Genomic DNA, 18228 nt, shown 5'->3' on the forward strand with positions numbered 1-18228 from the left:
AGAGAAGTGCGAGAAAGATATCAATCCCTTGAAATTACGGCAAGAGGAATTTGAACAATTTTCGTTGGATTCACGATCCAGATAAAAAAAGAATCGAAGACCCTAAATTCTTATTTAAATAGAAGATAGGGTCTTATCACCTGGTAGGCATTAACAGTGATCTTCAGCAGGGATATCTTATTTTTCTGTGCTTTCGGGACTAGTTGCAGAAGCGGGTTTCCCCTCTTCATCCGGTGCAACTAGTGATCCATGTTTTTCAAGATGCGAAAACCATCTGCGGGCAGTCGAACGTCTTTGAGCGGGTGTGGCGATTGCTGAGTAGTCTATGGGCCTGCCTGTCAATTGATGGATTGCATTGAAGGCAAGTTCTCGCACGGTTGCGTTGTCATGTTCGAGCCATTCCACCAGTCTACCTGATATAAATCGATCCTGAGCATCACTTTTTTGGAATCCCCAGAGTAGGCGTTCCATGATTTCTGCCATTTCAGGTGAAAATTGTGTATTCAATGCTTTTTTGAGGTGTTCACCATTCTCAGGACTACGAGGTAACCAATTTCGGATTCCATTTATTGCCGCAATACGAGATTCATGGTGGTCAACCTCACCAAGAACTTTAACCAGCGCCTCATAGCGGTTAGTTAATGCTAGAGACTTGGTTGCCAAATCAGAAATATTAGGCTTTAAGTCTTTGGTAATGGCGGGCATCGTTAGGGAAATGAGTTGATCATCATCTAATTCTTTGACAAATGCTGCGATAGATCGGCGAGAGAGGTAAGAGTTGTCTTTAAACTCAGGTTCAACCCAACGCGGGACACGTAAGGGTTTCGGGCGATCAGAAGGATGGATCACACCAGCGGCTCGATCTTTTGCTGACAGCGACATCCATTGACCTGCATCAACAGTCTTGACCTCGCCTTTACCATCTGAAAAACGAATCATACCAGAATAAGCATATAAAACTCCTGTGTAACCGTTGGAACCGAGTACTTCTCCGGGTTTGTTTGGTTGAACGGGAGTGATTTCAATACCACAAACACTATCTCGGGTGACGAGTTCAATTCTCCACAGATCACCATTCACTTTGATGGATAAGATCGGACCAGCCGCATCATTAGCGTCATTCAAGCCACGGGATGCTTCAATGCGGAGGCGGCCTTCTTGAATTTCAAAACCCATTTCTGCTGCTTTGTTTTTGCCAACATAAGTAACAGCTGTACCTGGAAGAAGTTCAACTTTGCAATGTGCTTCAGGAATATTGATCCTGGCTGTGAATGGTTCTGGTGATGCCACAGGGGTGCCAGCTTGGATGGGGCTGACTTTTGAATGAATGACCCAATCATTCTTGTCTGCAATGTCAGGCATATTAGAGACACTCGCCAGAAAGAAGCCATCTTCTGATTCAATTTGCGCAGCGGGAGCCTTGGCGGGGACATCAGCTAGTTCAATTTTTGGGGTAGCCTTTTTAGCTGTGTTATCAGTTTTGTTGATAGCGACTGTTTTGCTGTCCTGACTAGCTGGAGGGGGAGGTGTAGCGGGGGGCGCTGGTGTTTTAGGAGGAAGATTCGTATCAACTGGAGGAGTAGCAGGGACAACCTTGGTCACTGTTTCACTCTCTGCATCAGCTGGTGGTGGAGGATCGAATGCAGGCGGTTTTTCTTTAATTGCAGGGGTAGGCTGTTGCGCCTCGTTTACTGGAGTATTCGACTTATCCACTGTTTTAGAATCAGCTTCGTTTTTGGCAGGAGCTGTTTCGGCTGGTTGATTTTCTCCGGGTATTGGAATTTTAAGTTCCGGATTTTCAGCCATATTATTTGCTAATTGTGTTGATGAATTGCCCCCAGAAAAAAGTTCTGGGAAAAAAGTGGGGTCGCCAAAGAACAGGCCCGCCCAAACAATACCTGCAAGTAGAATCAAGAAATAGGGAGTGAATCGTTTCCACAATGGTTTTGTTTTGAGGTAGTCGGGGATGCGAGAAGAAAATGGTTCAGGGGTATCCACAGGAACTGTCTGTTGACTTGCGGGTACATTGTTTTTTTGACTTGGTGATACAGCTTGTGTTGTTGCTGACGGGGAATCGGTTTGTGCTGTTTCAGATGCTGTTTCGGAAATCGCAACGTCAAGTTCATCCCCGGTTGAAATGGGGCCCAGAGCATAAATCCGCTCTCTTGTATCTGGATTAATAGTGGCTGGTTCTCCCAATACCAGCGTCAGTATTTGGTGTGATGCAGCGACTTCAACAAGATTGACATCGGAATTCAAGCAGATCTTTTCAACGTCCGCAACGCTTTCTGGAGAGAGGGTATTATCCAGGTATTCGGCGACCGTATTAGGGTCTGGATTAGAGCCAGGACCTTCCACTTCTGGTGCGGTGAGTCGGCGTCGGCGTAAAACATCTTTGATTCGCTCAACAAGAGAAGAGGCGTAGCCACTTTCATCAAGCTTTTTGCCAATTTCTTTGATTTGAGTTGGTTCGAGAACATCATCTAAATAGGCGATTAAAGTTCTTAGGGTCAAACGCATAGGTCACCAATAGTTGTTAGGTTGAAGAAAAGGCGATCTGAGTCTTTACTCTCATTGAGTACTGAACTCAAATGTAAACCGGTCTCTACAGTAATTAGTGACCGCGCAGGCCAAATTCCGTACAAAAAAATGGAAGAATTCAAAAGAAAATATAGGAAAATAGCCCATTAGCTGATTTCCAACTTTGTTACCACTCTCAATTTACGGCGGCTTAGTTGGCTTTGGGAGCGGTTGGCTCTTGTTTTTGTGCGGTCTGTGGGTCAGGACCTTGAACAATGAGCGGAACATAAAGTTCAGGGAAGTCGGAATCATTTGTTTTGATAACGACCAGCCCATTATGTTTTCCCGGTGGAACTACATTTTCCACAATCACATCTAACTTTTGCTGTCTGAGGCCATCGCTGACTTCCAGTTCTTTAAGTTCCACCTTCGCGTATTTTAGTGTACTTTCCACACTGGTGATTTCAAACTCTTTCCCTGCTCGGTAATCAGAGACTGTGATGGGGTGCACCGTACGTCCTGGTGTAAACTGGTAAACAACCAGCGCTTTGGGTTTTACAACAAGTCTACGGATGGGGAGTTCCAGTTTGAAAGTGAGTCGAGTCGAACGCTCCTTTGTGTCTTCATATTTGAAATCAACAAAGTATTCTTTCTGTCCGGGGGACTCTCCTGCCGTCTCCATTTTTAGCCGAAATTCGCCGACTTCATTGGGGAGATATACTTTTTTCTCCAGACGCGGTTTCAGGCAACCACAACTTGGGACTAATTCCTTAATTGTCACCGTTTGATCGCTGAGATTTTTGAAACGAAAACGGGCTGATACGACGCGAGTGGTTTCTTTGACGCGACCGGTGTCAACGAGGTAAGTTTCGAAGGCCAATGCTGGTTTTGCTTCACCAGCTATTGCCGTTTGGACGCGTGAACCAGCCCAGAATGCATAACTGGCTATGACAAATGGTGATGTTGCCAGAACAAGCAGAACAGGTCTGGTCCATTTTGATTGTAAAATTTGATCACGCATGTCGGCATCCCTGCCTGTCAAAATGTCAATTTCAGAATTCGAAATCCAAACTGAGCGTATCTTTAACAGAACATAAAAGTTAGGACAAGACCGGGTTTGCAGACTGGCCTTACTGGACAATGTTCAAGTTTCAATTGCTGTGTCAGTGGCATGCGACTTAAGAAAACCCAACAATAAAAGGCCAAGAACCATGATGACAGCACCAACCCAATAGGGGGATGTAATACTTCCTTGTATAAAACCGTTTTTTGTTCCTTTAAAAAGAACGATACCTGCTAGTGGACCTAGAATTCGTGCCAGAGCAGAAATGCTCTGGCCGACTCCCAGGATACCTCCTTGCTCATCCTCTGAAGTGTTGAGAGATAACAGTGACTGTAGAGAAGGGGTTGTCGCTGAAAAACCAATTACAGAGATAGGTAGCACTGCATATAGCAATGTGTAAGAGTCTGATTTCCCAGCAACTCCGATCAATAAAAGACCCACCACCATCAGTACAATACCAGCCAGTCCCATGCGGTATTCTCCCATTTTGGGAATCAGTCTTCTGACGAGAATTCCCTGGCTTAGGGTCAAAATCAATCCGATGTAAGCAAAAATATAAAAGTTACTACGGGCAGCGAATCCCAGTTCCTGTGTTAGCAGGGACAGCGTGGATTCAAATTGTGCAAAAGCGAATGTGGTCAAAAAGATGGTCAGCAGAATGATCCCAATTTTTGGTCGGGCAAGAGCGTGACGAAAACTGGCGACATCAAACCAATGATGACGTTTTGAAAGTGAGACAGAGGTTTCTTTATCAAGTGATTCTGGTAATAAGAAGATTGAGAGCAGGGCAGCAATTCCTGATAGTACGCAAGCGACATATCCAGGGGCGGCACTTGGGGTGGCACCCGTCTCTGCGGAGACGAACGCGGCTCCGATTAAGGGGCCAAAAGTGAAGCCAATTCCGAATGCAGCACCAATGAGAGCCATTCCTTTTCCACGTTCCTTGGGGCCTGTAATGTCTGCTATATAAGCTTGAGCTGTTGGAATCGTTGCACCCGCAATACCTGCACCGATGCGTGTGATGAAAAGCCAGGACAAAGCTCCAATTCCAAGAAAGATACCTTCTTTACCCAGCGATGTTGCAAAGCCGAACATTCCATAAAAAACTGTTGAGCCTAATAAACCAAGAATCAGGATGGGGCGACGTCCTATGCGGTCTGAGATGCGACCCCAGATAGGAGCGAAGAGAAATTGCATCGCAGAGAACGATGCCATTAATAAGCCCAGCGTACCGCCATCTGCTTCAAAGTGTTCTCCGTATCGTGGTAATAATGGTAAGACAATTCCAAAACCGAGCAAATCGATAAAGACAGTCACAAAAATGAGTGACAGGCCTGCCTTGCGTCTTTTCGACACGTGGTTCCCCTTTGAACTAAGTAGTTGGGTTAAAAAGAAACAATGCCGAGGAGAGAATTCCTCGACATTGCTGAATCATTATAGAAAATTGGTTTGAATTCAATAGACAACTTTTACGCAAGTTTATCTGAGAACTCTGCTTCTGGAGTCGCTGGATCGTTAGGATCGAACCATTCTGGCTTGAATTCAATGCGAATTTTATGCTTCATTGCAAGATTAGAGGTCAATGCCATGATTGCATCCGCCATTGCAACTGTTCCGTTACATTTCAAACCGCCTTCAAAGGGACCTTTGAAATTATTCGTACGGATACAATGGCAGAAATGTTCCATTTCCTCAGTGTAACCACGACTGATCTTGTCACCCATTGCTTGTGAGGTATCTGAAGCACCTGCAGAAGGGGCCGTGGTTTCATATGCATCCAACACAGGTCCACTGCCATCGTTTGAGTTAATAACCCATAGTCGTTGATCAGGGCCTCCGCCGCCGGTAGATGGACTGGATTCTTTGAAGAGCAAGGCTTCTTTTTCAGTCTTCATGATCAGTGTGCCTCGACTACCCAAGACGGTTTCACCATAAGGCTCCCAGCGATTCGTGTTGATTGAGGAATACGTCACAATACAGACATCGCGTGGATTCGTTTCCGCATCATAATTGGGGCCGGGAAATTCAAAGGTCACATAGACATGGTCGTCGATTTCTCGATCATCTTCCTGCTTGTCTTTTGAACCGATGCCTTCTACACCGTAGAAGTTTTTACCGCCATAGCCCTGGACAGCCAATGGATGGACTTTTCCTAGAAAAATACTACAGGCGTCTAATTGATGGCTTCCCAGTTCAGCCATCAAGCCCCCTCCCGTTTTGTTATAGAGACGCCAGTTAACCAGCTCATCCATGTCGTCATAGCCAAATTCTTTTACTTTATCGGCTAGCGCTTGAGCATCTTCTTTAGGAACTTTCTTACGCCAACTGTCACGGCCTGGAAAACTGTTATTGCGATGCCATTGGGCACGAATATGTCTGATATCACCAAGCAGACCCGTTTTGACAAGCTGGTTTGCGTTGTCATAGAGCACACTATAATGACGCTGATGACCGACGGCGAGGAGGAGTTTTTTCTCTTCCGCTTTTTTTATCAGATCTTTACATTCAGTGATATTGTGAGCCATCAACTTTTCTGAAAGCACATGCAATCCCGCATCTAAAGCGGCCATTGCAATCGGTGCATGCTGACTGAGCGGTACGGCGATCACAACAGCTTCCAGTCCCAACTGATCTTTTGCGGCAATGAGTTGTTTGTGATCTTCGAATTGTTGGATTTGTGATGCTTTTTCTTGCCCCAGTTTATTAATCAGACCGACACGGTGTTCATTTCCATGCCCGTGAATAGCCTTCTTTCTATTGGAAGGCCTCAGGTCGGCAATCGCTACAATTTCCATGTATTCTGGCGGATGCTGAGTGATAAGCACGCTACCTTCATCACCAGTCCCAATGAAGCCAACTTTAACAGGTTTCCCCTTGAGCTTCTCATACCCAAAATAGGCGGCACCTAAACCGGTTGTTGTCGCAGCGGCAGCAGTGATGAAATCACGTCTTGTTAAAGAGACTGCCTCGTTAAAATTGTCTTTTCCGATTTGTTCTTGTTCGGGAGTTAAATTCATATTTTTGCTCCTAATACGCAATGCGTATTTTTACCGGTTTAAATGACTTTTTCAGTATTATATGTGGAATAAAGGTCTTTTGTTAGATGTACCCGAGTTTCCTACGAATATTTGACTTTTTAAACTAGTTTTGTTTTATGAGTTTTTGTTTTTGTTGAAAAAACGATAAAACATACGATCGATGCCAAACCAGCTTCCTGTTGGCAGACAGGCGATCGCTAGTAACGCAATCACTTCAATCAGGTTTTTATTGACGATAAAACTGTGTTCAGGTCCCGGTGCAGCAGGAACTCCGGGCCAGGGGGGCATCACAAGATAAAACGACAGTAGCATTCCTGCGGCGGCAATGGCGGCAATTCGGGTTCCCAATCCAATTAAAAGTAAAATCCCCAGTATTGTCAGAGCAGCAATCGTCATCATGTTAATGCGATGCATTTCGGTGTTTTCTGGAGGAACGGGGCCAGCAGCCAGTTGTTCTGGTGTCAGAAGCTTGTAGGCTTCCGCTTTCATGTCATCTTCCATCGCACGAATGGGGTTGACCAAACTGGCTCTCATTTCCTGTATTTCAGCCCAGATTTTATCAAGATGATCTCTTTTAAAATCCTGATCTGCCTCCTTTAGCTTCTTTTCATATCTCTCTAAGGCAATTTGATATTGTTCAAGTTCACCGATGCGCTTGCCATCAATGGTACCTTCTTGTTTTTTGTCAACATGGCCGGCTACTTCAGGATTTCCACGCAGGGAAGCCTGCATTTTCTCGATATAACTCAGTCGCGCAGAGCGTGCATAAACTTTTTCAACGGCTGTATAAAAATCCTGATCCAGCTTTGTACCGCCAGACAGTTTCCCATTTGCTTCTTTTGTCACTGGGACCATTGATTGCAGTCGATATTTTTCAGCAGGTGTTAAATGTTGATCGCCTTTGACAATCAACCGTTTTCGCTTAGGGTCAAACTGAATTGCTTTACCTAGACTACCTCTTATTTCGACTCCCGGAGGTAGGGCACTCAGTTCTGCCGCAAATGAATCACTGCCACTCACCATTTGATGCAATTTCGATTTTTGGGCGTCTGTGATATTGGGGAAATGGTTCAGGAACCGTTGTTCCCAGCCAGACCACTTTGCTTTGACCTTATCTGCATCCAGCCAGTTCATATCATTGGGATCGCCCGTCATATTACGGAAATGGTCCCGAAATGGTCCCTTAGCGTTTTTTAGATATCCTGCAGCAGTCCATGGTCTGTTGGAACTTAAAGTATCAATTTTCCAAAGGCCTTCATAAAGCAGCTGCCAGCCAATCGAAAGTCGTAGCAACACGATTAGTAGGATGGCAATACCTGAGATTTTTTTTAAATCTTTCACAAGTAAACCCTTTATTTTTAAGGGGGATTTCTTAAAGAGAACATCCTTTACTTTCGTCAAAAAGTACAGGGTTCTGGCAAGCTGGCTTGAACACTTTATATAAAGCGAACGTGAATTCTATCTCACAACGAGCCTGTCTTTTATTATTTCATTTATAACGACTAATCATTATGACAACAATTGGTCGCGATCCAGGAACAGAAACTCATTCGGAATTCCACGAATCACCGGTGAAAGTTTTCGGCCTTGGGTGGGGGCTGGAATTAAAATCGTACCGACTTCACTATGATTTTCGCAATACTCCAGAGCTTTTTCGATCCCGATTACATAAAAAGCAGTCGAAAGTGCATCAGCCAGAGCTGCAGAGGGAGCAATAACCGTTACAGACAGCAATTCCGAAACAGGCCATCCGGTTCGAGGATCGAGGATATGCCCATAACGTTTTCCTTCATGTCGGAAGTGTTGCACTGAGGATCCACTGGTCGACATTGCATAATTCTTCAATAAGATTGTTCCCAATCGTTGACTGGTAAAAAGTGGATTTTTGATCCCTACCGGCCAACCTTGGAGCTGATTATGAGAACCTCTGGCAAGAATACTGCTAAATCCCCCATAAAAAAGCCAGTTTTCTAACTTTTGTTCTTTTAAAAACTGTCCTGCGACATCTAATGCATATCCTTTACCAATTCCACCAAGGTTCAATTCATTCTCGGGAAATCGATAATGTATAGTCTGATTTGTGTGGTCAAATTCAAATTGATCGATGCCTGTATGAGCGAGGCACGAATCGATTTCTGTTTGGGTTGGAATACGTCCCAGTCTTCTGCGATCTTGCCAAAGTGCAATGAGAGGGCCGGAAGAAGGGTCGAAACCGCCTTCTGTATCTAAACAGATTTGACGAGACTGGTCGAGTACTTCAAACAGACGAGAATCAATTGAAACGGGACCTGCAGCAGCTTCTGCATTGACTCGCGACATCTCGCTGTTGCTTCTGTAGACCGTCATTAACTGCTCCAGTTCATGAAGCATGTCCAAGGCATCAGAGGCTTGGATTACCTGTTGACTACGGCCGGGATTCATGACCACAGCAAATTCCGTTGCCATAGCACGTGTACTCAATCTAATGGTCGAACCACCCGATGGTACTGTTATTTCTTCGGTCGCATTACTCAAGTAATCAGCCAGATTCTCTCCGGCTTGCTCAGCGGCTTGTTTTATAACACGTCCAGTTAGAAAGTCGCGCCGATTACTTTCCGATTTCTTTTCAGGCATAAAAATCACATTAGAAAAGGTGGGTCGGATTTCTGCTTTTCGTAGGAAATTCAAGCAAAAGATGTAAAGTAAGGCACAGTTGTTGCGCGTTCTTTTATTTCCTCTTTGCTTTTGAGTAATTGTGCCAGAAAGTCATAGGATCCCGAAGTCAGAGCAGTGCGTGCATTGTCTGGTAAAGTGCAGTCAAATTCTTGATCACCACAACTGATTTTCATCGTGAGCAGGTCAACGGTGATTTCCTGATCTGGTTGATTCTTAATCGCTTGATCCAAAGTTTCGAGTGTTTCCTGGCTGGCGCAGACAGCCGGAACTCCCAGTGAAGTACAGTTACCGAAAAAGATTTCGGCATAAGATTCGGCAATGATCGCTTTAATTCCCCAGCGTATCAATGATTGAGGTGCATGTTCACGAGAAGAGCCGCAGCCAAAGTTACGTCCTCCCACTAAAATGGATGCATCCTTATAGCTTGGGTCGTCAAAAGGGTGGTTTGGGTCTTGGATGCGGTCATCTTCAAAAGCATGTTCCCCCAAACCTTCAAAAGTGACACAACGCAAAAAACGGGCCGGGATAATCCGATCGGTATCAATATCATCTAATAACAATGGGATTCCAGTCCCGGTGATGCTTTCAACTTTTTTCATTTGTCGTTCTTTATTCTTTTATATGTGATTGAAGGAGCGAATTTTTAGTAAATTAAACTGTGACTGGGCTGATTACTTCTCGCACATCAGTCACACAGCCGTTAACGGCGGCGGCGGCAACCATTGTCGGGCTCATCAGCAGGGTGCGGCCTGTGGGGCTACCCTGTCTACCTTTGAAGTTTCGATTGCTGGACGATGCACAAAGTTCATTACCGACCAGCTTATCGGGATTCATTGCCAGACACATGGAGCAACCAGCTTCTCTCCATTCAAAGCCCGCGTCAGAAAAGATTTTGTCGAGCCCCTCTTCAATGGCTTGTTTACGAACCAGTTGTGAGCCAGGAACTACAAGTGCTTTTACATGTTCTGCAACATGACGTCCTTCAACAACTTTCGCTGCTTCTCGCAAGTCAGAAATCCTTGAATTCGTGCAAGAGCCAATAAAGGCAACATCGATTTTTTGTCCCTTAATGGGCTGATTTTCTTCCAGTTCCATATAGCGAAACGCCTCTGTAATCAGCGTTTGCTCATGTTCCGGATAGCTTGAAATGGGTGGCAATGTTTCTGAGACACCGACTGATTGTGCTGGAGTGATACCCCAAGTGACAGTAGGCTCGATTTCGGCTGCATCCAACTCAACAACATGATCAAACTTCGCATCAGGCCCAGATGCCAGGCTCAACCACCACTCAGAGGCTTTGTCAAAAGCATCTCCTTGAGGAGAACAAGGGCGGTCCTTCAGGTAGTCGATCGTAGTTTGATCGGGGTTGATATAGCCACAGCGGGCGCCCCCTTCGATGCTCATATTGCAAACGGTCATGCGTTCTTCCATCGACATGCGCTCAAAGACTTCTCCCGCATATTCATAAGCATAGCCAACGCCTCCTTGAACACCTAGTTTTCGGATCACATGCAGGGTTACATCTTTTGCTGTTACGCCAGGACCAAGCTCACCATTGATTAAAATTTGACGTACTTTAGGACGCTCCAGCGCCATCGTCTGTGTCGCTAATACATGTGCGACTTGACTTGTTCCAATACCGAGTGCAATTGAGCCGAATGCACCATGTGTACTGGTATGGCTGTCACCACAAACTATCGTCATACCAGGTTGGGTTAGTCCTTGCTCTGGACCGACAACATGGACGATTCCCTGGCGAATATCATCTACATCTAACAGAGTGACTCCAAATTCAAGACAGTTTTTTTCGATGGCTGTCATCATTTGTTCAGCGAGATTGTCTGCAAATGGCCGTGCCTGATTCTTTGTGGGAACAATATGATCAACAGTTGCAATTGTTCGTTCGGGAAACAAGACTTTCAAACCACGTTCACGGAGCATTTCAAATGCTTGCGGACTGGTCACTTCATGAATCAGGTGTAAGCCGATCAGGAGTTGGTCCTGTCCCGATTCAAGAGTTTTAATGAAGTGTAAGTCCCAAACTTTGTCGAACAGGTTTTTCGTGTTACTCATCTTGGTTTTTAACTCAAAATATTTAATGGACAGATGAATTGAAGTATCAATTACACAATGACAGATTCAGTTTTGGCAGGATTGTTTTCGGTTGGACACCGTAACCAGTAGAACGGTTCCTGTATCTCATCAAGAGAGATCGTTTTCCCGGTGAAAATGCGTGATCAAGAACCATACACGATTTGAGGCCTGAATATAAGGTTTGCAGACCTGACAAATCTGAAAATCAAAAGCATTTGCTCCGTAAAATTCAAATATTCAGTATAACTAAAAGATTATAGGTGGGCTTACTATGTCTGAGTGCGTTTTTCTGAAGAATTCTTATAACTCTTATAACATTGTAGGAATTTTGATGAGCAAATGGGATAAGAATTTTAAAAAGAAGTGCTGCAACCGTTGTGTATTATTCGGTCACCTTTTAAACTCCACAGTTTGATACAAGTTATTACCTCATCATAACTTTGCGAATACCAGCATCATCGAGAGAATCGCTTTGACGTTTTAACTCTCTTTCAGTGCATAGGTTATGTGTGAGTTTTGCGCTCGCATTCTATCGTCAGATACCCTACCAGAGGTAGTACTTCCGTAGTTTTTTGTTTTGTGTTCAGTTGTTTTCATGATTAGCGATTTGGATATCACAGGTGTTTGAAGGATTAACAGGCAATCTGAAAAATGCGCTCAGCGGTCTTGCCCGTGGTGGGAAACTAACCGAAGGCAATATCAAGGATGGTCTGCGCGAAGTCCGACAGGCGCTGCTGGAAGCTGATGTTAATTATGAAGTTGCCACTAAATTCATCGAACGGGTTACAGAGCAGTCCGTTGGAGAAAAAGTCCTTAAGTCAATTCGACCTGATGAGCAGATTGTCGGGATTGTCCATCAGGAATTGATCAACCTGATGGGGCCAGTCGAACCTGATTTGGCTTTCAAACCTTCCGGAATCACGATCCTGATGATGTGTGGGCTTCAGGGAAGTGGAAAGACTACTACCTGTGGTAAGCTGGCACGCCTGCTCAAAGAGCAGGGACGAAAGCCAATGTTAGTGGCGGCGGATTTGCAACGTCCTGCAGCCATTGAACAATTGAAGGTGATTGCCGGGCAAGTTGGAGTTCCTGCGCATACAGAAGCCCCCGAAGGAAACAACGCGGTTAAGGTTTGCCAAAACGGGCTGAGCCAGGCAAAAAAACTTGGGAATGTTGATACCGTCATCCTCGACACGGCAGGTCGTTTGCACGTTGACGAACAGTTGATGCAGGAATTGGAGCAGATTGAACGCAAGCTTCAGCCTGATCAAGTGATTTTTGCCTGTGATGCCATGACCGGGCAGGATGCCGTTAACAGTGCGAAAGCCTTTAACGAAGCTCTGGAACTAGATGGCGTCATTTTAACAAAACTAGACGGTGATACTCGAGGCGGGGCGGCTTTGAGTGTCAAAGAAGTAACCGGCGTTCCGATCAAGTTTATCGGTGTCGGAGAAGCTCTGGATCGATTGGAGCCATTTCACCCTGATCGGATGGCTGGTCGTATCCTGGGTATGGGAGACGTGGTCTCTCTGGTCGAGAAAGCACAGCAGCAGTTTGATGAAGAACAAGCTGCTGATCTTCAAAACCGGATGGCTTCAGGAAAATTCAGTCTGAGTGACTTCCAAAAGCAGATGGCAACCATCCGAAAAATGGGGCCGATGCGGGAAATTATGAAGATGATACCCGGTATGGGAGGACTCCTGGATACAAATCCGGACGTTGATCCGGGATCAGAAATGAAACGCATTGATGCGATCATTAGTTCGATGACTCCAGCCGAACGAGAAAATCCTGATCTCATTGATCATAGTCGCCGTCGCCGAATTGCGATGGGGAGTGGTACTGATCCTTCCGAAATCAGTCGTCTCGTAAAAGATTTTAATAATATGGCCGGTGTTATGCAAAAAATGGCTGGTATGGGGATGCGTGACAAAATGAAAGCCATGAAAGAGTTGTCTTCCGGAGGAATGATGGATCCCATGGGAGGGCTTACAAAGCAGAAAGCACGTAGCAAGCGTGGTGGTGACCCAGTCAAGTTGCGTGAGAAAAAGAAAAAAGAGAGAAAAGCAAAAAAGAAGCAACGTAAGAAAAATCGTTAGTGAAACTGACGTGATATGAATCTGAAGTTGTTTAAAAGTAAATAACGTAAATATTGTATCTTCCATAAGATGAGAGTTAGTATCCAATAAGGAGAATTTAGTGGCAGTTCGTATTCGTATGAAAAGAATGGGGCGTAAGCATCGACCCTTCTATCGGATTTGTGTAATGGATTCACGCAAACAACGTGATGGAGAAGCAATTGAGGAAATCGGTACTTACGATACCTCTGTTGCGGATAAATCAAAGCGCGTGGCGATTAACATGGAACGTGTTGATTACTGGATGTCAGTCGGAGCGAAACCTTCTGATAACGTGGCAACACTGATCAAAAAAGTGAAACAAAACAAGTTTGGAACAGCAGCAGCACCCGCTCCGTTGATTGCTCCTAAAGAACCTGCTCCCGAGCCAGAACCAGAAGCTCAGGAAGAGAGTGCAGAAGCAACAACTGACGAAAGTGCTACAGCTGAAGAAGCTCCTTCGGAAGAGGCTTCTGAGTGATTTAGAGAAAAGTTCGCTCCCTGAGAGAGCACAATGCGATTTGATATCCTGACACTGTTTCCCGAACTGTTTGATAGCTATCTTGAGCAGGGTTTGCTCAAAAGGGCGATCCAAAATCAATTAGTAGAGATTCAGCGTTGGAATTATAGAGACTGGGCAACAGACAAACATTCCTCAGTTGATGACCGCCCTTATGGTGGGGGCCCGGGAATGTTGATTGGCTGCGAGACAGTTTTTAAGTGCGTAGAACATGTTCAAGAGGTGATTCCTGAGACTGGTAAGTTGATCATGTTAACCCCGCAAGGGAAAACATTGGATCAAAAACTGGCCTTGGAATTATCAAAAGAACAACAACTGACATTATTATGTGGAAGATATGAAGGATTCGACGAACGAATCCGCATTGGACTAAAACCAATGGAAGTTTCAGCAGGTGACTTCATTACCAATGGAGGGGAAGTGCCTGCGATGTTGATTATTGAGACTGTGATCCGGTTAATTCCGGGAGTATTAGGTGATGAAAGCAGTGCCAAATATGATTCTTTTTCAGAATCGGGGTTGTTGGAGTACCCACAATACACGCGGCCTCAAAACTTTCGTGGAATGGAAGTTCCGGATGTGTTATTAAGTGGGAATCATCAGGAGATTTCACGTTGGCGGCACGAACAGAGTTTAATTCGAACTCGTGAACGACGTGGAGACCTTTTAACTGAGTCGGAATCAAATTCAACTTGAACTAAACTTAATGTAATCAAGTACGTTTTGAGTCTTCATTTCCGAGGGCAGAGAAACGTGCAAAGAGGATTTTGAGTCATGCAGGAATTAATGAAAAAAGTAGAGGAATCCAGTCTTCGCGAAGAGCCACTTCAATTTGAAATCGGTGATACAGTAGATGTACATACCCGAATTCAGGAAGGTGACAAAGAGCGCATTCAGATTTTCAGCGGTGTCATCATTGCACGACGCGGAAGTGGAACGCGTGAAAATTTCACAGTTCGACGTATTGTCGCTGGTGAAGGTGTTGAGCGAATTTTTCCAGTCAATTCCCCCAAAATCGCCAAGCTAGAAATTAAGCGACATGGTCGTGTTCGCAGGGCAAAACTTTACTACTTGCGTGATCGGGTTGGAAAATCAACACGTCTTACAGAGCGACGAGCGAAAAAAGGCGAAGAGTAAGTCATTCTATCTCAGCATTGCAGAAGTACTAAGATCAGTTCAGTGCTTCTGCATCAGGCTGTCAGGAATCTGTTTCGTTTACATCACAACTTCCGTTTATGAGTAGTCACTCATGGCTGGTAAATGGCTCAGCAAGTTGTTGGGAGATCAGGGCGAACGCGCTGCCATCAAATTTCTAAAGCAAGCCGGTTACTCGATTCTCGCGAAACAGTATCGCACGGGGCAGGGTGAGATTGATGTGATTGCCTTAGATGGGCAGACAGTCGTATTTGTCGAAGTGAAAACACGGCGGAGTGATTCTAAGGGAAAGCCGTTTGAAGCAATCACGCCACAAAAACAGAGCCAGCTCACTCGACTGGCCAGTTCCTTCCTAAAAAAACACAAGCTACTTCAACAGCCCGCTCGGTTTGATGTCATTTCTATTCTATGGCCTCGTGCACGTGCAAATTCAGCAAAACCCGAAATACAGCATTTTCAAAATGCATTTGCTCCTTCAGGTAAGTTTCAGTTCTTTACTTAACAGGACTGGATTATAAATTGTAAGTCTGTTTGCTTTGGTTTACATTAACAAAAAATTTCGTAACAAAACTTCGTATTTGAAGGAAACGAGTATGTCTGTTGAACAGAAAGCTGCTGAGTTAGGCCTTACTTTTGAACCGATTGAACCTGGTTATTTGAATCTCTGCATTAAAACAGGAAACTTGTTGATGACTTCTGGTCATGTCAGTGACCAGAAAGGACGTTTGGGTGAAAACGTTAGTGTAGAAGAAGGACAGGCAGCTGCTCGTGATTGTGCAGTCAAGATTTTACGATCAGTTCGGCATGAGCATGGAAGTCTTAATGGCTTGAAAGTCATCAAGTTGCTTGGCTGTGTGAATTCAACTCCCGATTTTACTGATCAGCATCTTGTGATTAATGGAGCATCTGATTTGTTTCATGAGTTGTTTGGTAAAACCAGTGATGGGTATCATGCACGCAGTGCACTTGGTTTTGCCGCTTTACCGACTGGAGTCGCAGTTGAGATTGAAGCTATTTTTGAAATCGTCGATGCATAAGTGTCTTTGTGAATAAAATGTGTTCAAAATATCACATCTTTGAGGTGATTTACGGTAATAATGTGAGTCTCAGGCTTTTCTGAGAATTAGCTTGACAAAATGGATTACAAAGTGTGTAATGATTATCGATTGGTATCAATTAGGTGCGAGATATGGTTGATGGGGACCTCAATTATATTTATTGGCTTGATTTGATTTCACTCGAACCTACGAAAAGGATTTCCAACCTACTAATTTGGGAGTTTAGCTCTCTATCACACCTTTGCTTTTTAAAGCACCTTCCTTTAATTCTGGCTCATTCTGTGCGAAGCTTTGTCTTTGCAATAGCGTGATCAAAAACAGCGGCAGTGTTATAACCTGTTTGTTTTTGCTCGTTTAAGGATTAAATAGTGTGGGTTTGAGATCACTCTCAGATTTCTGGTTGTTGTTTTCCGATAATAAACTAAGAGAAGGAACTCAAATAAGAAGTTACTCTCAGAGTGATAACAGATTTTGTGTTAGTCTGAGGATTCCAACAGTCTTACAACTACAGTTTTAAAGCAATGATGTTAAAGGATTTGCATTGTTTTTCCTGTAGAAGATTTAGGGTCAAGCTAAGATGGCTGGGTCAAATCAAACACGTGTTGTTATTTCCGGTATTGGAGTGGTCTCTCCAATAGGTATCGGTATCGATGCTTTTTGGGGAAGCATGCGTTCAGGTGACTCGGGGATTGATCGACTCAAAGCAGTTCCTACCGAGAATTTGCCTTCCAAGTTGGCTGCGGAAGTAAAAGACTTTCAACCTGAAGCGCACCTTTACAACAAAAAGTTCCTGAAGTTTATGTCGCGTGATATCCAGCTTGGGGTTTCTGCGGCTTCAGATGCAGTCCATGATGCGGGAATTTCGAGTGGTGTCGTCGATCCAGAACGCTTTGGTGTTTCATTCGGAGCCGGACATATTCCGACGAGTCCGGATGAACTTGTCGAGGCAGTCAAACGCTGTGGCGAAGATAATTCTTTCGAATTGACACGCTGGGGCGAAGACACAATGGGGCAGATCACTCCCTTATGGATGCTCCGACAACTTCCCAACATGCCAGCTTGCCATATCTCGATCGAACACAACGCACAAGGCCCGAATAATACGATTACCAGTCAGGACTCCTCAGCACTGCTGGCTTTGTCTGAGGCTATGCGTTGGATAAAACGTGGTGCTGTTGATTGTATGGTGGTAGGAGCCTGTACTTCGAACATCAATCCCATTGATCTCTCTCGTAAGAATTTGATGGATCTCTTGTCACGAGACGAAGACCCCAGGCGCGCTTGCAGGCCATTTGACCGTGATCGAAACGGCACGATTCTGGGTGAAGGTGCTGCGGCATTTGTCGTTGAAAATTATGATCATGCTGTTCGTCGCGGTGCGGAAATCTATGCGGAAGTCATTGGGCTTGGTGCAGGGTGTGACGGGCATTCCGTTTCCAACAGCAATCAGCAAAATGATACAGGTTTAGTTCGAGCTATTGAATCAGCAATGCGTCAAGCTGATTTAAAGCCAAGTGAGCTTGGTCACATCAATGCACATGGTAAAAGTACAAAAATTGACGATCAGGTCGAAGCAAGAGCCTATCATCGTTTGTTTGGTGATGATGCTGCGAAAATCCCAATAACTGCACTCAAGAGTTACTTTGGTCATTTTGATGCGGGGTCCGGTGCCGTTGAATTGGCTGCAAGTATTCTTTCCATCCGTCATAACGCAACACCTGCCACACTCAATTATGAAACACCAGATCCATTATGTAATCTCGATGTGGTACATGGGGAAATTCGTCCGCTCACGATTCCGACCGCTATGACTGTCAGTCGAACTTCATTCGGTCAAAGTGCCGCAGCAATTCTGCGAGCGATTTAAGTTTAAGCATCTTAGCCAAACGCTAGAACTTTTTTTGTTTTAGCGTTTTTTTGTGCGCTTCTTGTCTTCCCTCTTGAGAACATGAATGAAACCTATCAGAATATTGATAGGGGGACGAGCAGTAGTAGCTCTACTTTTATG

At 44.7% G+C, this 18228-nt stretch carries 15 protein-coding genes; 7 read left to right on the forward strand and 8 right to left on the reverse strand.

The window, feature by feature from the left end; translation table 11 throughout:
* Positions 1 to 177: 177 nt before the first annotated feature.
* The 8 genes from V202x_RS21090 to leuC all read right to left on the reverse strand — a co-directional run bounded on the left by V202x_RS21090 (position 178) and on the right by leuC (position 11349).
* Entirely contained in the window at positions 178 to 2520 is a 2343-nt protein-coding gene (locus V202x_RS21090; RefSeq protein WP_145178828.1) for a hypothetical protein, read from the reverse strand.
* 211 nt (positions 2521 to 2731) lie between these two features.
* The gene (locus V202x_RS21095; protein WP_145178829.1) at positions 2732 to 3541 is read right to left on the reverse strand and encodes a DUF1573 domain-containing protein; all 810 of its coding nucleotides are present in this window, start codon (positions 3539 to 3541) and stop codon (positions 2732 to 2734) included.
* Positions 3542 to 3664: 123 nt separating this feature from the next.
* Positions 3665 to 4939: an MFS transporter gene (locus tag V202x_RS21100; protein WP_145178830.1), complete on the reverse strand. Its 1275-nt coding sequence runs from the start codon at positions 4937 to 4939 to the stop codon at positions 3665 to 3667.
* Between the two features lie 113 nt (positions 4940 to 5052).
* On the reverse strand, positions 5053 to 6600 hold the full coding sequence (locus V202x_RS21105) for a Gfo/Idh/MocA family protein (RefSeq protein ID WP_145178831.1): 1548 nt from the start codon (positions 6598 to 6600) through the stop codon (positions 5053 to 5055).
* Between the two features lie 135 nt (positions 6601 to 6735).
* Positions 6736 to 7962 carry a DoxX family membrane protein gene (locus V202x_RS21110; RefSeq protein WP_145178832.1) on the reverse strand — a complete coding sequence of 409 codons (1227 nt, stop codon included), beginning with the start codon at positions 7960 to 7962 and terminating at the stop codon, positions 6736 to 6738.
* Between the two features lie 168 nt (positions 7963 to 8130).
* Positions 8131 to 9234 (reverse strand): FAD:protein FMN transferase, encoded by a 1104-nt coding sequence (locus V202x_RS21115; protein ID WP_145178833.1) that lies wholly within the window; start codon positions 9232 to 9234, stop codon positions 8131 to 8133.
* 50 nt (positions 9235 to 9284) lie between these two features.
* On the reverse strand, positions 9285 to 9875 hold the full coding sequence (gene leuD / locus V202x_RS21120) for a 3-isopropylmalate dehydratase small subunit (RefSeq protein WP_145178834.1): 591 nt from the start codon (positions 9873 to 9875) through the stop codon (positions 9285 to 9287).
* Positions 9876 to 9927: 52 nt separating this feature from the next.
* A complete protein-coding gene (leuC, locus tag V202x_RS21125) occupies positions 9928 to 11349 on the reverse strand; it encodes a 3-isopropylmalate dehydratase large subunit (protein ID WP_145178835.1) in 1422 nt (473 codons plus the stop codon).
* A gap of 641 nt (positions 11350 to 11990) precedes the next feature.
* On the opposite strand from leuC, the gene ffh reads away from it, so the two are divergent.
* From ffh to V202x_RS21160, 7 genes are all read left to right on the forward strand, one after another.
* Complete coding sequence (gene ffh / locus V202x_RS21130; RefSeq protein ID WP_145178836.1) at positions 11991 to 13469, forward strand: signal recognition particle protein; 1479 nt, start codon at positions 11991 to 11993, stop codon at positions 13467 to 13469.
* Positions 13470 to 13569: 100 nt separating this feature from the next.
* Entirely contained in the window at positions 13570 to 13968 is a 399-nt protein-coding gene (gene rpsP / locus V202x_RS21135; protein WP_145178837.1) for a 30S ribosomal protein S16, read from the forward strand.
* A gap of 33 nt (positions 13969 to 14001) precedes the next feature.
* Positions 14002 to 14703, forward strand: coding sequence for a tRNA (guanosine(37)-N1)-methyltransferase TrmD (gene trmD / locus V202x_RS21140; protein ID WP_145178838.1), 702 nt, complete (start codon positions 14002 to 14004; stop codon positions 14701 to 14703).
* 78 nt (positions 14704 to 14781) lie between these two features.
* Entirely contained in the window at positions 14782 to 15144 is a 363-nt protein-coding gene (rplS, locus tag V202x_RS21145; protein ID WP_144985712.1) for a 50S ribosomal protein L19, read from the forward strand.
* A 112-nt stretch (positions 15145 to 15256) separates the two neighbouring features.
* Positions 15257 to 15664 carry a YraN family protein gene (locus V202x_RS21150; RefSeq protein ID WP_145178839.1) on the forward strand — a complete coding sequence of 136 codons (408 nt, stop codon included), beginning with the start codon at positions 15257 to 15259 and terminating at the stop codon, positions 15662 to 15664.
* A 91-nt stretch (positions 15665 to 15755) separates the two neighbouring features.
* Positions 15756 to 16199: a RidA family protein gene (locus tag V202x_RS21155; protein WP_145178840.1), complete on the forward strand. Its 444-nt coding sequence runs from the start codon at positions 15756 to 15758 to the stop codon at positions 16197 to 16199.
* Between the two features lie 598 nt (positions 16200 to 16797).
* Positions 16798 to 18087, forward strand: coding sequence for a beta-ketoacyl-[acyl-carrier-protein] synthase family protein (locus V202x_RS21160; protein ID WP_145178841.1), 1290 nt, complete (start codon positions 16798 to 16800; stop codon positions 18085 to 18087).
* Positions 18088 to 18228 lie beyond the last annotated feature (141 nt).

It is taken from the genome of Gimesia aquarii, assembly GCF_007748175.1.
GTDB lineage: Bacteria > Planctomycetota > Planctomycetia > Planctomycetales > Planctomycetaceae > Gimesia > Gimesia aquarii_A.

What these genes read in the sequence shown, in the direction of transcription:
- V202x_RS21090 (WP_145178828.1), bottom strand. Translation starts at nt 2,520, where the DNA reads ATGCGTTTGACCCTAAGAACTTTAATCGCCTATTTAGATGATGTTCTC.
- V202x_RS21095 (WP_145178829.1), bottom strand. Translation starts at nt 3,541, where the DNA reads ATGCGTGATCAAATTTTACAATCAAAATGGACCAGACCTGTTCTGCTT.
- V202x_RS21105 (WP_145178831.1), bottom strand. Translation starts at nt 6,600, where the DNA reads ATGAATTTAACTCCCGAACAAGAACAAATCGGAAAAGACAATTTTAAC.
- V202x_RS21115 (WP_145178833.1), bottom strand. Translation starts at nt 9,234, where the DNA reads ATGCCTGAAAAGAAATCGGAAAGTAATCGGCGCGACTTTCTAACTGGA.
- leuD (WP_145178834.1), bottom strand. Translation starts at nt 9,875, where the DNA reads ATGAAAAAAGTTGAAAGCATCACCGGGACTGGAATCCCATTGTTATTA.
- leuC (WP_145178835.1), bottom strand. Translation starts at nt 11,349, where the DNA reads ATGAGTAACACGAAAAACCTGTTCGACAAAGTTTGGGACTTACACTTC.
- trmD (WP_145178838.1), top strand. Translation starts at nt 14,002, where the DNA reads ATGCGATTTGATATCCTGACACTGTTTCCCGAACTGTTTGATAGCTAT.
- rplS (WP_144985712.1), top strand. Translation starts at nt 14,782, where the DNA reads ATGCAGGAATTAATGAAAAAAGTAGAGGAATCCAGTCTTCGCGAAGAG.
- V202x_RS21150 (WP_145178839.1), top strand. Translation starts at nt 15,257, where the DNA reads ATGGCTGGTAAATGGCTCAGCAAGTTGTTGGGAGATCAGGGCGAACGC.
- V202x_RS21155 (WP_145178840.1), top strand. Translation starts at nt 15,756, where the DNA reads ATGTCTGTTGAACAGAAAGCTGCTGAGTTAGGCCTTACTTTTGAACCG.
- V202x_RS21160 (WP_145178841.1), top strand. Translation starts at nt 16,798, where the DNA reads ATGGCTGGGTCAAATCAAACACGTGTTGTTATTTCCGGTATTGGAGTG.